This is a genomic window from Janthinobacterium sp. 1L-D-8-B-C4, assembly GCF_057291295.1.
Genome location: NZ_JBXAVX010000015.1, coordinates 107,303 through 121,169, shown reverse-complemented (window position 1 = coordinate 121,169; position 13,867 = coordinate 107,303). Strand labels below are relative to the sequence as shown.

Annotated in this window: 13 protein-coding genes; 10 read left to right on the top strand and 3 right to left on the bottom strand. The window is 63.2% G+C overall.

Features of this window, described 5'->3' with window-relative positions; genetic code table 11:
* Window positions 1-60 precede the first annotated feature (60 nt).
* The 10 genes from AC0Z42_RS23135 (at window position 61) to ahpF (ending at window position 11,551) form a co-directional block, all read left to right on the top strand.
* The gene (locus AC0Z42_RS23135; RefSeq protein ID WP_485470528.1) at window positions 61-2,388 is read left to right on the top strand and encodes a YgiQ family radical SAM protein; all 2,328 of its coding nucleotides are present in this window, start codon (window positions 61-63) and stop codon (window positions 2,386-2,388) included.
* A 208-nt stretch (window positions 2,389-2,596) separates the two neighbouring features.
* A complete protein-coding gene (locus AC0Z42_RS23130) occupies window positions 2,597-3,556 on the top strand; it encodes a substrate-binding domain-containing protein (protein ID WP_485470527.1) in 960 nt (319 codons plus the stop codon).
* A gap of 77 nt (window positions 3,557-3,633) precedes the next feature.
* Entirely contained in the window at window positions 3,634-5,187 is a 1,554-nt protein-coding gene (locus tag AC0Z42_RS23125) for a sugar ABC transporter ATP-binding protein (protein ID WP_485470526.1), read from the top strand.
* Window positions 5,188-5,206: 19 nt separating this feature from the next.
* Window positions 5,207-6,178, top strand: coding sequence for an ABC transporter permease (locus AC0Z42_RS23120; RefSeq protein WP_485470525.1), 972 nt, complete (start codon window positions 5,207-5,209; stop codon window positions 6,176-6,178).
* 9 nt (window positions 6,179-6,187) lie between these two features.
* On the top strand, window positions 6,188-7,228 hold the full coding sequence (locus AC0Z42_RS23115; protein ID WP_485470524.1) for a LacI family DNA-binding transcriptional regulator: 1,041 nt from the start codon (window positions 6,188-6,190) through the stop codon (window positions 7,226-7,228).
* The gene (rbsK, locus tag AC0Z42_RS23110; RefSeq protein WP_485470523.1) at window positions 7,225-8,136 is read left to right on the top strand and encodes a ribokinase; all 912 of its coding nucleotides are present in this window, start codon (window positions 7,225-7,227) and stop codon (window positions 8,134-8,136) included. Before AC0Z42_RS23115 ends, rbsK begins: the two co-directional genes overlap by 4 nt.
* 4 nt (window positions 8,137-8,140) lie before the next feature.
* On the top strand, window positions 8,141-8,533 hold the full coding sequence (gene rbsD, locus AC0Z42_RS23105; RefSeq protein ID WP_485470522.1) for a D-ribose pyranase: 393 nt from the start codon (window positions 8,141-8,143) through the stop codon (window positions 8,531-8,533).
* A gap of 193 nt (window positions 8,534-8,726) precedes the next feature.
* Window positions 8,727-9,137, top strand: a complete 411-nt coding sequence (locus tag AC0Z42_RS23100) for a DUF3597 domain-containing protein (RefSeq protein WP_485470521.1) — start codon at window positions 8,727-8,729, stop codon at window positions 9,135-9,137.
* A gap of 156 nt (window positions 9,138-9,293) precedes the next feature.
* Window positions 9,294-9,857 (top strand): alkyl hydroperoxide reductase subunit C, encoded by a 564-nt coding sequence (ahpC, locus tag AC0Z42_RS23095; protein WP_485470520.1) that lies wholly within the window; start codon window positions 9,294-9,296, stop codon window positions 9,855-9,857.
* Window positions 9,858-9,955: 98 nt separating this feature from the next.
* Window positions 9,956-11,551 carry an alkyl hydroperoxide reductase subunit F gene (gene ahpF / locus AC0Z42_RS23090; RefSeq protein WP_485470519.1) on the top strand — a complete coding sequence of 532 codons (1,596 nt, stop codon included), beginning with the start codon at window positions 9,956-9,958 and terminating at the stop codon, window positions 11,549-11,551.
* A 73-nt stretch (window positions 11,552-11,624) separates the two neighbouring features.
* Here ahpF and AC0Z42_RS23085 read toward each other — a convergent pair whose 3' ends face one another.
* The 3 genes from AC0Z42_RS23085 to AC0Z42_RS23075 all read right to left on the bottom strand — a co-directional run bounded on the left by AC0Z42_RS23085 (window position 11,625) and on the right by AC0Z42_RS23075 (window position 13,782).
* Window positions 11,625-11,942, bottom strand: a complete 318-nt coding sequence (locus AC0Z42_RS23085) for a CzcE family metal-binding protein (RefSeq protein ID WP_485470518.1) — start codon at window positions 11,940-11,942, stop codon at window positions 11,625-11,627.
* A 119-nt stretch (window positions 11,943-12,061) separates the two neighbouring features.
* A complete protein-coding gene (locus AC0Z42_RS23080; RefSeq protein WP_485470517.1) occupies window positions 12,062-12,688 on the bottom strand; it encodes an ABC transporter ATP-binding protein in 627 nt (208 codons plus the stop codon).
* Window positions 12,679-13,782 carry a hypothetical protein gene (locus tag AC0Z42_RS23075; RefSeq protein ID WP_485470516.1) on the bottom strand — a complete coding sequence of 368 codons (1,104 nt, stop codon included), beginning with the start codon at window positions 13,780-13,782 and terminating at the stop codon, window positions 12,679-12,681. The genes AC0Z42_RS23080 and AC0Z42_RS23075 overlap by 10 nt, the downstream gene beginning before the upstream one ends.
* Between the last annotated feature and the right edge of the window lie 85 nt (window positions 13,783-13,867).

The following is a 13,867-nucleotide window of genomic DNA, read 5'->3' as shown; positions in this document are numbered from 1 at the left end:
TCCAACAGTCAAATTCAGGCTGTCAGGTTTGAAATGGCCAATTCCGGTACAATCCGGCCAATGAACTCCCCTACCAATTTATTTGCGACCGTTCCCAAGCGGTCTGCCCGCGCTGCCGTAGCGCCTTTCCTGCCGATGTCGCGCGCCGAGATGGACGCGCTGGGCTGGGACCAGTGCGACGTCATTCTCGTCACCGGCGACGCCTATATCGACCACCCGAGTTTCGGCATGGCGCTGGTCGGCCGCCTGCTCGAAGCGCAAGGCTACCGCGTCGGCATCATCAGCCAGCCCGACTGGCTGTCGGCCGAGGCCTTCCGCATTCTCGGCAAGCCGCGTTTGTACTATGGCGTGACCGCCGGCAATATGGATTCCATGGTCAACCAGTACACGGCCGACCGCAAGATCCGCTCCGACGACGCCTATACGGCCAACGCCGAACCGAACAAGCGCCCTGACCGCGCCGTCACCGTCTACGCCCAGCGCGCGCGCGAAGCGTATCCGGACGTGCCGGTGGTGATCGGCAGCATCGAGGCGTCCTTGCGCCGCATCGCCCACTACGATTACTGGTCGGACAAGGTCCGCCGTTCCGTGCTGCCCGATTCCAAGGCCGATTTGCTGATTTTCGGCAATGCCGAGCGCGCACTGGTCGACCTGACGCACCGCCTGGCCGCCGGCGAGGCGATCAAGGATATCCGCGACCTGCGCGGCACCGCCTTCATGGTGCCGGCCGGCTGGCTGCCTGGCGACGACTGGGGCGTGCACAATTCCACCCGCGTCGATGTGCCCGGCAAGGTCGATCCGCACTACAGCCCGTATGACATGGTGCAGGAAGACAAGACCGCCTGCGCCACCGAGAACGCCTCGAAGTCGGCCGAAGTGATCAAGCCGATCCGCATCATGAGCCGCGAAGAACGGCTGGCGATGGCCAAGGAAAAGCACGACAAGACCGTGGTGCGCCTGCCGGCCTACGACGTAGTCAAAGACGACCCGGTGATGTATGCGCACGCTTCGCGCGTGTTCCACCTGGAATCGAATCCGGGCAATGCCCGCGCCATGGTGCAGGCACATGGCGAACGCGACGTGTGGCTCAATCCGCCGCCGCTGCCGCTGGCCATGGACGAGATGGATGGCGTGTACGACATGAACTACGCGCGCGCACCGCACCCGAGCTATGGCAAGGCGCATATCCCGGCCTGGGAAATGATCCGCTTTTCCGTCAACATCATGCGCGGCTGCTTCGGCGGCTGCACCTTCTGCTCGATCACCGAGCACGAAGGCCGGATTATCCAGAGCCGCTCGGAGCCGTCGATTTTGCGTGAAATCGAGCATATCCGCGATAAAACCAAAGGCTTTACGGGCACCATTTCCGATATGGGTGGCCCCACCGCCAATATGTACCGCCTGGCGTGCAAGGAAAAAGAGATCGAAGTGTCGTGCCGCCGCCTGTCGTGCGTGTACCCGTCGATCTGCGTGAACCTCGGCACCGACCACAGCAAGCTCATTTCCCTGTACCGCAAGGCGCGTGCGATTCCCGGCATCAAGAAGGTGCTGATCAGCTCGGGCCTGCGCTACGACCTGGCCGTGCGCTCGCCCGAGTACGTCAAGGAACTGGTCACGCACCATGTCGGTGGCCTGCTGAAAATCGCGCCCGAGCACACGGAAGAGGGCACTTTGTCGAAAATGATGAAGCCCGGCATCGGTGCGTATGACGAATTCAAGGAAATGTTCGACCGCTTCTCGCTCGAAGCGGGCAAAAAACAGTACCTGATCCCATACTTTATCGCCGCCCACCCCGGCACCACCGACCTGGACATGCTGAACCTGGCGCTGTGGCTGAAGAAGAACAACTTCAAGCTCGACCAGGTGCAGACTTTCATGCCCACGCCGATGGCGATGGCCACCACCATGTATCACACGCGCAAGAATCCTTTGCGCAAAGTGACCGCCGACTCGGAAACGGTGGAAACGGCGCGCAGCGGCAAGATCCGCCGCACCCACAAGGCGTTCCTGCGCTACCAGGACCCGGCCAACTGGCCGATCCTGCGCGAAGCGCTGGTCAACATGGGCCGTGGCGACCTGATCGGCAATGGCGACAAGCACCTGATTCCGGCCTGGACTTCGTCCGAGTCCGGCGGTCTGGCCGCAGGCGAGCGCAGCCGCCAGACGCACGGTGCCGGCACACCCGACAAATTCAAGGTCACGCCGGGCAAGAACCGTATCGCCCTGGGCGGCACGGCGGCCGCGCCAAAAGCCTCGGCGGCCGAATCGAAGGTGCGCCCGTCGATCCTGTCGACCATCAAGACCCGTGCCAAGCCGGCCGCTGCCGCGCCGATCAGCCGCGGCAAGGCGCCGGCCAAGGCTGGCGCACCGGCACGCGGGCGCAGATAAAGCCAGTTGTCCGGGCACCTTCCGAAACCCGGCCGCGCGCCGGGTTTTTTCATGGCAAAGCGCAATTTTGCTGCACCGCACATACAGAATTGCTTGCACTCTAATGGGGCATTGAGGCACACTTCGCTACGCGCAAACGTTTGCGCGCTGCGTTTTACAAAAAAGCATTGCTCAGACGTGCTTGCCTAACCATACCCTGGAGACTGACATGACATCCCGTATTCGCCTCAAAATGATCGCCGCCGCCGTTCTCGTTTGCGCCCTGCCTGCCCTGCCAGCGATGGCGCAGACGGCAGCCAAACCGAAGGTCGCACTGGTGATGAAGTCGCTCGCCAACGAATTTTTCCTGACCATGGAAAACGGCGCCAAGGCGCACCAGAAAGCCAATGCCGCCAAGTACGACCTGCTGTCGAACGGCATCAAGGATGAAACCGACACCTCCAGCCAGATCAAGCTGGTCGAGCAGATGATCGTCTCGCGCGTGAACGCCCTGGTGATCGCCCCGGCCGACTCGAAAGCACTGGTGCCGGTACTGAAGAAAGCCGTCGACGCCGGCATTCTGGTGGTCAATATCGACAACAAGCTCGACGATGCAGCGCTGAAGGAAAAAGGCATTTCGATCCCGTTCGTCGGTCCTGACAACCGCAAGGGCGCCAAGATCGTCGGCGACTTCCTGGCCAAGCAGATCAAGAAGGGCGACCAGGTCGCCATCATCGAAGGCGTGTCGACCACCTACAACGCGCAGCAGCGTACTCTGGGCTTCCAGGACGCGATGGCCAGCGCTGGCGCGAAAGTCGTCAGCGTCCAGTCGGGCCAGTGGGAAATCGCGCCGGCCAATACGGTCGCTGCCGCCATGCTGAACGCCAACCCGAACATCACCGCCATCCTGGCCGGCAATGACAACATGGCCATCGGCGCCGTCTCGGCCATCAAGGCTGCCGGCAAGACCGGCAAGGTGAAAGTCGTCGGTTACGACAACATCAATGCCATCAAGCCGATGCTGGCCGACGGCCGCGTGCTGGCAACTGCTGACCAGTTCGGTTCGCAGCAAGCCGTGTTCGGCATCGAAGCCGTGCTGAAAGCGCTGGCCGAGAAGAAAAAGCAAGCCCAGCTGGGCGGCACCATCGAAACCAAGGTGGAACTGGTCGCCAAGGGCGCCAAGTCCTGATCGTCTGATCCCGCCGGGGCTGGCGTTTGCCGCAATGGCAGGCGCCAGCCCCGTTTGTCCTTTTACGCGGAGCCTCCATGCCTGCCAACACCCCTGCGGCGCACGCCGCCACCACCCCTTTGCTCACGCTCGATAATATCGGCAAGTCCTATGTCGGCCCCGTGCTGGGTGGCGTGGCACTGCGCTTCATTCCCGGCCAGGTGCTGGCACTGACGGGCGAAAACGGCGCGGGCAAGAGCACGCTGTCGAAGATCGTCTGCGGCCTGGAGCAAGCCACCACGGGCACCATGCTGCTTGACGGCAAGCCGTATCAACCAGCCTCGCGCGGCGCCGCCGAAGCGCTGGGCATCCGCATGGTGATGCAGGAACTCAATTTGATTCCCACCCTGTCGATTGCCGAAAACCTGTACCTGAAAAACTTGCCGCAACGTTTCGGCTGGATCGACCGTGCCCGCCTCGAACGCGACGCGCGCGAACAGATGGAAAAAGTCGGCCTGGGCGCGCTCGATCCGTGGACCCTGGTGGGCGAACTCGGCATTGGCCACCAGCAGATGATCGAGATCGCGCGCAACCTGATCGGTACCTGCCGTTTGCTGGTGCTGGACGAACCGACCGCCATGCTGACGCACCGCGAAGTCGAACTGCTGTTCCTGCAGATCGAGCGCCTGAAAGCCGAAGGCGTGGCGATTATTTATATTTCGCACCGCCTGGAAGAACTCAAGCGCGTGGCCGACCGCATCGCCGTGCTGCGCGACGGCCAGCTGGTGTGCGACGACGATATCGCGGGGCATTCTGCCGCCGACCTGGTCAGTTTGATGGTGGGCCGCTCGGCCGACGACGAGATCGACCTGAGCGGCCGTAACATCGGCGCACCCTTGCTGCGCGTGCGCGGCCTGGCGCGCGGCGATGTCGTGCATCCCACCTCGTTCGACCTGCGCGCCGGCGAGATCCTCGGCATTGCCGGCCTGATCGGTTCGGGCCGCACGGAACTGCTGCGCCTGATCTTTGGCGCCGACCGCGCCGACGCCGGCCAGGTATTCCTCGGCGACAGCGAAACACCGGCCATGCTCGGCTCGCCCCAGGCGGCCGTGAAAGCCGGCATCGCCATGATTACCGAAGACCGCAAGGGCCAGGGCCTGCTGCTGCGCCAGTCGATCGCCATCAACACCACCCTCGCTTCGCTCGATACCGTCAACCGTGGCGGCTGGATGGACCATGCGGCGGAAGCCACGGTCGCCAACGACTATATCGGCCAGCTCGGCGTGCGTTCGCGCAACTGCGAGCAGGCTGTCGGCGAACTGTCGGGCGGCAACCAGCAAAAAGTGGTGATCGCGCGCTGGCTGTACCGCGACTGCCCCGTGATGCTGTTCGACGAACCGACGCGCGGCATCGATATCGGCGCCAAGTTCGACATCTACCAGGTGCTGGCCGAACAGGCGCGCCAGGGCAAGGGCCTGGTCATCGTCTCGAGCGACCTGCGCGAACTGATGCTGATCTGCGACCGCATCGCCGTGATGAGCGCCGGCAAGATTGTCGACACCTTCGAGCGCGGCGCCTGGAGCCAGGACGCGCTGCTGTCGGCGGCGTTCTCCGGCTACATGAACACTCCTTCCACCCCCGCTGCGGCTTGATGCCGCCGGAAAGCTATCCATGACGACACCTTCTTCTCCTTCGTATTTGCAGCGCAGCCTGGCCGACCTGAAAAACTATGCGGGCCTGATCGGCGCGCTGGTCGCCATGTGCGTGCTGTTCTCGTTTGCCAGCGAAAACTTCTTTACCCTGGCCACCCTCAGCACTTTGTCGAACAATATCCCGTCCCTGGTGGTGATGGCGGTCGGCATGACGTTTATTTTGATTATCGGCGGCATCGACCTGTCGGTCGGCTCGGTGATGGCGCTGGCTGCCTCCGTCTTGTCACTGGCGGTGGTGCACTGGGGCTGGCCGGTGTGGAGCGCGGCCCTGCTGGGCATGCTGGTGGCCGCCACCTGCGGCGCGGTGACCGGCCTGATTTCCGTCGGCTGGCGCATTCCCTCGTTTATTGTGTCCTTGGGCGTGCTGGAAATGGCGCGCGGCCTGGCCTACCAGGTGACCAATTCGCGCACCGAATATATCGGCGGCGCCGTCGAAGGCATCAGCTCGCCGATCGTGTTCGGTTTGTCGCCGGCCTTTATCGCCTCGATCGCGATCGTCGTCATCGGCCACCTGGTGCTGACGCGCACCGTGCTGGGCCGCCACTGGATCGGCATCGGCACCAATGAAGAAGCGGTGCGCCTGTCGGGCATCAATCCAAAGCCGTCGAAAGTGCTGGTCTTCGCGCTGATGGGCTTGCTCGCTGGCGTGGGCGCCCTGTTCCAGGTCTCGCGCCTGGAAGCGGCCGACCCGAACGGCGGCGTCGGCATGGAGCTGCAGGTGATCGCCGCGGTAGTGATCGGCGGCACCAGCCTGATGGGCGGCCGCGGTTCCGTCATCAGCACCTTTATCGGCGTGTTGATCATTTCCGTGCTGGAAGCCGGCCTGGCGCAGGTGGGCGTGTCCGAACCGGTGAAACGCATCGTCACCGGCCTGGTGATCGTCGCCGCCGTGGTGCTTGACACCTACCGTCGCCGCGGCGAACGCGCATAATAGACGCCCATGGCAACCATCAAACAGGTGGCACAGGTGGCAGGGGTATCGTTTACCACTGTTTCCCATGTGCTCAACAACACGCGACCCGTCAGCGACGAGGCGCGCGCGGCCGTGCTGGCGGCGGTCGAGCAACTGCATTACGTGCCCAGCGCGCTGGCGCGGGCGCTCAAGTGCCGCAGCACCGGCACCATCGGCCTCATCATTCCCAACAATACCAATCCGTATTTTTCGGAAGTGGCGCGCGGCATCGAAGACAGTTGCTACGCGGCCGGCTACAGCGTGATCCTGTGCAACTCCGATGACGACCCGGTCAAGCAGCGCGAGTACCTGAACGTGCTGCTGACCAAGCGCTGCGACGGGCTGATCCTGTCGGCGCTGGCCGACCGCGATGGCGAATTGCTGCATAAAATGAAGGTGCCAGCGGTGCTGCTTGACCGCGCGCCGTGCGATCTGTCGCTCGATTCGGTGGCGGTCGACAACCGCGCCGGCGGTCTCTTGGCCGCCCGGCACCTGCTGGGCCTGGGACACCGGCGCATCGCCTGCATCGCCGGTCCGCGCGAGGTCGGCATTTCGAACGAACGCATCGACGGCGTGCGCGGCGCCCTGCAGGACGCCGGCGTGGCCTTCGACGATGCGCTGTGCCGCCACAGCGACTTTACCAGCGCCGGCGGCTATGCGGCCGCTTTGGAATTACTGGCGCTGCCGCTGGAGCAGCGCCCCGACGCGCTATTCTGCTGCAACGATTTGATGGCGTTTGGCGCCCTGCGCGCCGCCGCCGAACTCGGCATCGCCGTGCCCGGCCAGCTGGCGGTGGTGGGCTTTGACGATATTGACCTGGCCAGCTTCGTGCATCCGCCACTGACCAGCGTGGCGCAAAATACGCGCGAGCTGGGCCATATTACGGCCGCCTGTTTGCTGGCGCGCATTGCCGACCCTGCCTTGCCGCGCCAGCAGCGCAGCGTGGCGCCGGTGCTGCATGTGCGCGGCTCGTCCGGTGGCCATACTTTGACTTCACCTTTTACTGAATTGATGGGAATGACACCATGATCGTGGTTATCGGCAGCATTAACATGGACCTGGTCTTGCGCGTGCCGCGCATGCCGCTTCCCGGCGAAACCCTGACCGGCGGCGCCTTCCGTACCATTCCTGGCGGCAAGGGCGCTAACCAGGCCGTCGCCTGCGCGCGCATGAGCGGCAAGCTCGCGGCCGGTGGCCAGCAGGTGGCCATGGTGGCCTGCGTCGGCGACGACGAGTTCGGCGCCACCCTGCGCGCCGCGCTGGTGGCTGACGACATTATCGACAGCCATGTGACCACCATGCCGGGCGTGGCCTCGGGCATCGCCTCGATCCTGGTCGACGACAAGGGCCAGAACAGCATCGTGCTGGCCGGCGGCGCCAACGACCTGCTGAGCCCGGCGCATATCGATGCCGCCAAAGCACTGATCGAACAGTCCGACATCGTCGTGCTGCAGCTGGAAGTGCCGATGGAAACCGTGATCCACGCCATCAAGCTGGCGCGTACGCTGGGCAAGACCGTGGTGCTGAACCCGGCGCCGGCCGCCAAGGTGCCGGCCGACGTGCTGGCGCTGGTCGACTATCTGATCCCCAACGAAATCGAAGCGGCCATGCTGGCCGGCCCCGAGGTTGACGCGAACGACGTCAAGGCGCTGGCTGGCGCGCTGCAGAAACAGGGCAGCGACAACATCATCATCACGCTCGGCTCGAAAGGCGTGCATGCGGCGCTGTACGGTGGCGACTACGACTTTCCCGCGCAAGTGGTGCAGGCGGTCGATACCACGGCCGCCGGCGACACCTTTATTGGCGGTTTTGTCGCCGGCCTGGCGTCCGGCCTGGACGAAGCCGAAGCGATTGCGCAAGGCCAGCGCGCGGCCGCCTGGAGCGTCACCAAACCCGGTGCGCAGACTTCGATTCCCCATTTGCACGAACTGTTTTAAGCCCATGAAAAAATCACCGCTGCTCAATATCGCCCTGTCGCAACTGGTCGCCTCGCTGGGCCATGGCGACATGGTTGTCATCGGCGACGCCGGCCTGCCGTCGCAGTCCGGCGTGCCCCTGATCGACCTGGCGCTGACGCATGGCATACCCGGCTTTATCGACACCGTTACCACCGTGCTCAGCGAAATGCAGGTCGAATATCATTTCCTGGCCAGCGAACTGCCGCATCACAACCCGGCGATTGCCGCGCAGGTGGCGGCGCTGGACCTGCCGGACGCGCGCCAGCTGTCGCATGACGAATTCAAGCAGCTGAGCAAACGCGCGCGCGCCATCGTGCGCACCGGCGAATGCAGCCCGTATGCGAATGTGATCCTGGTCGCCGGCGTGGTGTTCTGACCATCATCACCGTCCTGCCTTCCTGAAATACCTGCCGCCAAGCCCCTGGCGGCGCCGCTCCCCTTGAAACACGCTCTCCCGCCGCCAGCTGATACCTGGCCAGCGGGACGACGTGCGTTCTTGTTCCCGGCTTATACTCGTCCGGCAGGTTCTCCATCGATACTTCCATCCACTGACTTAAAGAGGTGCATACATGGGCATTTTTACCAATATTTACAACAAGATTTTCCATCATGGCGACGCTGCCAAACCGGCGCCGGCAGCAACTCCTGCAGCTCCGGCGGCACCTGCCGCGCCAACTCCTGCCGCCGCTGCTCCTGCAGCCGCCCCGGCCGCGCCGGCACCAGTCGTTGACGTCGAAGCCGTGCTGACCAGCCTGGCTGAAAAAAATCCGGAAAAACTCAACTGGCGCACCTCGATCGTCGACCTGCTGAAACTGTTGCAACTCGACAGCAGCCTGGCCTCGCGCAAGGAACTGGCGCAGGAATTGCATTTCACGGGCGACACCAATGACTCGGCCAGCATGAACATCTGGCTGCACCGCCAGGTGATGACCAAGCTGGCCGAAAACGGCGGCAAGGTGCCCGACTCGCTGAAAAACTGATCGCTGTTCAAGCCCCTTGCAAGCCTCTATGATGGGGCTTGCATCATGTCATGATAGCCAAAATCAATTGAATCTATTGTGACAATCAATTTTGAATATGGGACAAAACCCTTTACACTAGGGTCTTACTGATTCACCACACGAGAGGAAATGACCATGTCGCTCATCAACACCCAAGTTAAACCATTCAAGGCAACCGCATACCACAACGGCAAATTCGTCGACCTGACGGAAGAGTCCCTGAAAGGCAAGTGGTCGGTCTTCATGTTCTACCCAGCCGACTTCACCTTTGTTTGCCCAACCGAACTGGAAGACCTAGCCGATCACCACGCCACGTTCCAGCAAATGGGCGTCGAAGTGTATGGCGTGTCGACCGATTCGCACTTTGCTCACAAAGCATGGCACGACACCTCGGACGCGATCAAGAAAGTGCAATACGCACTGATCGGCGACCCGACCGGCACCCTGTCGCGCAATTTCGAAGTCATGATCGAAGAAGAAGGCATGGCACTGCGCGGTACCTTCGTCATCAATCCTGACGGCTTCATCAAAGTGCTGGAAGTGCATGACAACGGCATCGGCCGTGACGCATCGGAACTGCTGCGCAAAGTCAAGGCTGCACAATACGTCGCCGCTCACCCAGGCGAAGTGTGCCCAGCCAAATGGACCGAAGGCGCATCGACGCTGACCCCATCGCTGGACCTGGTCGGCAAGATCTAAGCTTCAATGCACGACGCAGCAAACAAGTAGTTACCGCGATGCCGGACCGGGCGTCCGGCCCGGCATACGCCTAAATATTTGTAAAAGGAAAAAGAATCATGTTAGACGCAACCCTCAAAACCCAACTGAAATCCTACCTGGAAAAAGTGGTGTATCCGCTTGAGCTGGTCGCTTCTCTCGATGACAGCGCAAAAGCCCGCGAGATGAAAGAATTGCTCCAGGAAATAGTCCTGTTGAGCGACAAGATCACGCTGGTCGAGCGCCTTGACGCTGGCGTACGCGCCCCGTCGTTCAGCATCAACCGTGCCGGCACCGATATCGGCGTGCGTTTCGCCGGTGTGCCGATGGGCCATGAATTTACCTCGCTGGTGCTGGCGCTGCTGCAAGTGGGCGGCCACACCATCAAGTTCGACGAGGCCGTGATCGAACAGATCCGCAACCTCGACGGCGATTTCGAATTTGAAACCTTTATTTCGCTGTCCTGCCATAACTGCCCGGAAGTGGTGCAGGCGTTGAACGCGATGTCGGTGATCAACCCGCGCATCAAGGTCACCACTATCGACGGCGGCGTGTTCCCGAAAGAAGTCGAAGAACGCCAGATCATGGCCGTGCCGATGATGTTCCTGAACGGCCAGCATTTCGGCCAGGGCCGCACCAATGTCGAGGAAATCCTCGCCAAGCTCGACACCAATGCCGGCGCACGCCAGGCCGAAGCGCTGAGCAAGAAAGACGTGTTCGACGTGCTGATCGTCGGCGGCGGTCCAGCCGGCGCGGCAGCGGCCATCTACGCCGCCCGCAAAGGCATCAATACCGGTGTGCTGGCCGAGCGTTTCGGCGGCCAGACCCTCGACACCATGGCCATCGAGAACTTTATCTCGGTTAAGGAAACCGACGGCCCGAAATTTGCCACGGCGCTGGAACAGCACGTCAAGACCTATGACGTCGACATCATGAATACCCAGCGCGCCGCCAAACTGACGCCAGGCAAATTGATCGAGATCGAAACGGCCGGTGGCGCCGTGCTGAAAGCCAAGACCGTGATCCTGGCGACCGGCGCCCGCTGGAGGGAAATCAACGTGCCGGGCGAAAAGGAATACCGCAACAAGGGCGTGGCCTACTGCCCGCACTGCGATGGTCCGTTGTTCAAGGGCAAGCGCGTGGCCGTGATCGGCGGCGGCAACTCGGGCGTGGAAGCGGCGATCGACCTGGCCGGCCTGGTGAAACACGTGACCCTGATCGAGTTCGGTGCGGAACTGCGCGCCGATGCGGTACTGCAACGCAAGCTGCACAGCCTGGCGAATGTCACCGTAATCACCTCGGCGCAAACCACCGAAGTGCACGGCGACGGCCAGATCGTCAACGGCCTGAGCTACACCGACCGCGTCAGCGGCACGTCGAACAAGGTCGAACTGGAAGGCGTGTTCGTGCAGATCGGCCTGGTGCCGAACACCGAATGGCTGAAGGGCACGCTGGCATTGTCGCGCCACGGCGAGATCGAAGTCGACGCCCGCGGCCAGACCTCGATTCCCGGCGTGTTTGCGGCCGGCGACGTCACCACGGTGCCGTACAAGCAGATCATCATCGCCACCGGCGAAGGCGCCAAGGCAGCACTGTCCGCCTTTGATCACCTGATCCGTTCGGGCGACGATGAAGTGGTGGAAGAGTCGGCCTCGAAAGAAGCCATGACCGCCTAAGCTGTCTTGCTTGAGAAAAACCGGAACCGCCGCGAGGCCGTTCCGGGTTTTTTTATGGCCACCTGGTCAGACGTCAGCCTGCATACAAGGGATTGCCAGCCACATACACCTTGATGCCGTCGACCGGCATGTCTTTCGGCGCGATGGCGGCCAAGGGGAATACGGTGCGGTGGCTGTCGGTGTCGAGATGCCAGCTGAAGCGCTGGTCGGCGCGGACGATGGTGACGGTTTCGCCGCGCGTGACATTGATGTGGCGGGTATCCGCCTGCAGAACGATGGTGCGTCCGGCGGCGGACTCGGCTGCCGGGCTGCCGTTGGGGCTGGCCGCGTGGGCAGCGGTGAACGCGAGGGCGCAAACAAAAGCAAGGGTGGCGCGTGGGGTGTGGAACATGCAGGTCTCCGAAAGTGCCGGCCCCGGTAAGGGCCGTGTGTCATGGGAGCGCGCCGGGATCGCCGGCTTGCGCAGTCCGGCATGCTAAGCCGATTGTGCCTCATCTGCAAAGCGGTATTTCACAATTGCACGGTCGCCGCCAGCGGCAATTGCGGTTCCAGATGGCTGGTCAGCACGATGCACTGGCGCGCCAGGCGAGCGGGCTCGGCCAGGCGCTGGCGCAGATGCGCCATGGCCGCCGCGTCGAGGCCATTGAACGGTTCATCGATCAACAGCAACTTTACCGGCAAGGCCAGCGCCAGCGCCAGTTGCAGCTTCTTGTGCTGGCCCAGCGACAGCGCATTGATGCTTTGCTGCAGGGTCGTCATCATGGCAAAGGCTTGCATTTCGGTGTTCAGCAGGGCCTGGTCGCTGCCCGGATACAGGGCCAGGTGCAGGTCGAGAAATTCGCTGACCGTCAGCCAGGGCAGGGCGGGCGCGTCGCCGCCGCAATAAAATACCTGGGCGCGGTAGGCCAGCGGCATGCCGGCGCTATCGAGTTCGTCCAGGCGAATGACGCCCCGCGCCGGCAGCAGCGCGCCGCCCATCAGCTTCAGCAAGGTAGTCTTGCCGGCGCCATTGGCACCACGCAACCAGCTGATGCCGGGCCCAAATTTCTGACTGAAACCCTGGAACACGCTGTGCGTGGCGAAATGAAAATCGAGCTGCTCGACATGCAGCACGGGAGAGGGCAGGTTCAGTTCCATAATTCGCTTCCGATGGCGCTCAAGGCAAGGATGGACAGGGCGACCAGGACCACGCGCCCGCGCGCGCTCAGGCGCGGCAGGCCGACAATCGCCAGCACAGCCACGCTGGCGGTGATGGCATACACGCAGGTCACGCGCTGCAGCAGGGCGCCGGGGTCCAGGCAGTACAGCAAGATGCCGGCGCCCAGCAGTACGGCAAAGGCCGGCAACAGGCTGGCGGCGCAGGCCAGGCGGATCACGGCGGCGCTGGCCAGCGGCCAGGCGTCCAGCGATGGGCGCAGCACGGCAAGCTGTTCGCGCACGGCCTTGTCGCCGCGGTCCGTCACGATCACCAGGCTGGCGCTGGCCAGCAAAGCCAGCAGCGCCGAGGGCACATGGGGCAGGCGCAGCAGCCAGGCCAGCATGCTGGCGAGCGCGCCGGCCAGCAACACGCTTTGCTGGAGACCAATCACATTGTCGTTGCGCCAGAACGGCAGCCAGAACAGCTGGCGCCACAGGAACAGTGTGCGCCAGCGCGGCTGGCGATACGCATACGCAGTCATGCCTGGCGCGCGCGCCTGTTGCACCGGCCGTGGCGCACGCAGGCGCCGGTCCACTATTAAACTCGTCAATAGCCAGGCCAGCAGCCAGGCGGTGATGGTGGCAGCGATGCCGGATGCGGCAACCGGGCGCAACCAGGGTGGCGACTGCACCAGCCAGATGCCGGCCGAAACGGCGTAGGCAAGGCCCAGCGGCAGCATCAGCAGGCCGGCCACGGCGAGGTCGGCTTGCCAGCGCAAACGGCGCGCCAAGGGCAGCTGGCGCAGCCACGCCGCGACAGTCGCTGGCAACAATCGCTTGCGCAGCAGCCAGGCGGGCAGGCAAGTGAGCAAGGCTTGGCCGCACAGCAGGCCCAGAGCAGCGGGCCAGGGCAGGCTCATGGCAAGAAAGCCGGGCAGGGCGATCACGCTCAGCAGCGCCAGCAAGACGGGGCCGGCCAGGAACACGACGATTTCCATGGAACTAGCCAGGCTGGTGGCAAATTGCAGCAAACCATGGTGGGCCAGGCGCAGCCGCAGGGCAATATAGGGATGGGTGCTGCTGGGCAGGCGCATGCGGGCGGGGTGGAGTCAGAAAGAGCGATGATTCTAGTGCATTTGCTGCCCGGAAATGGGAAAAGCCCTTCGGTTCAGAGAACCA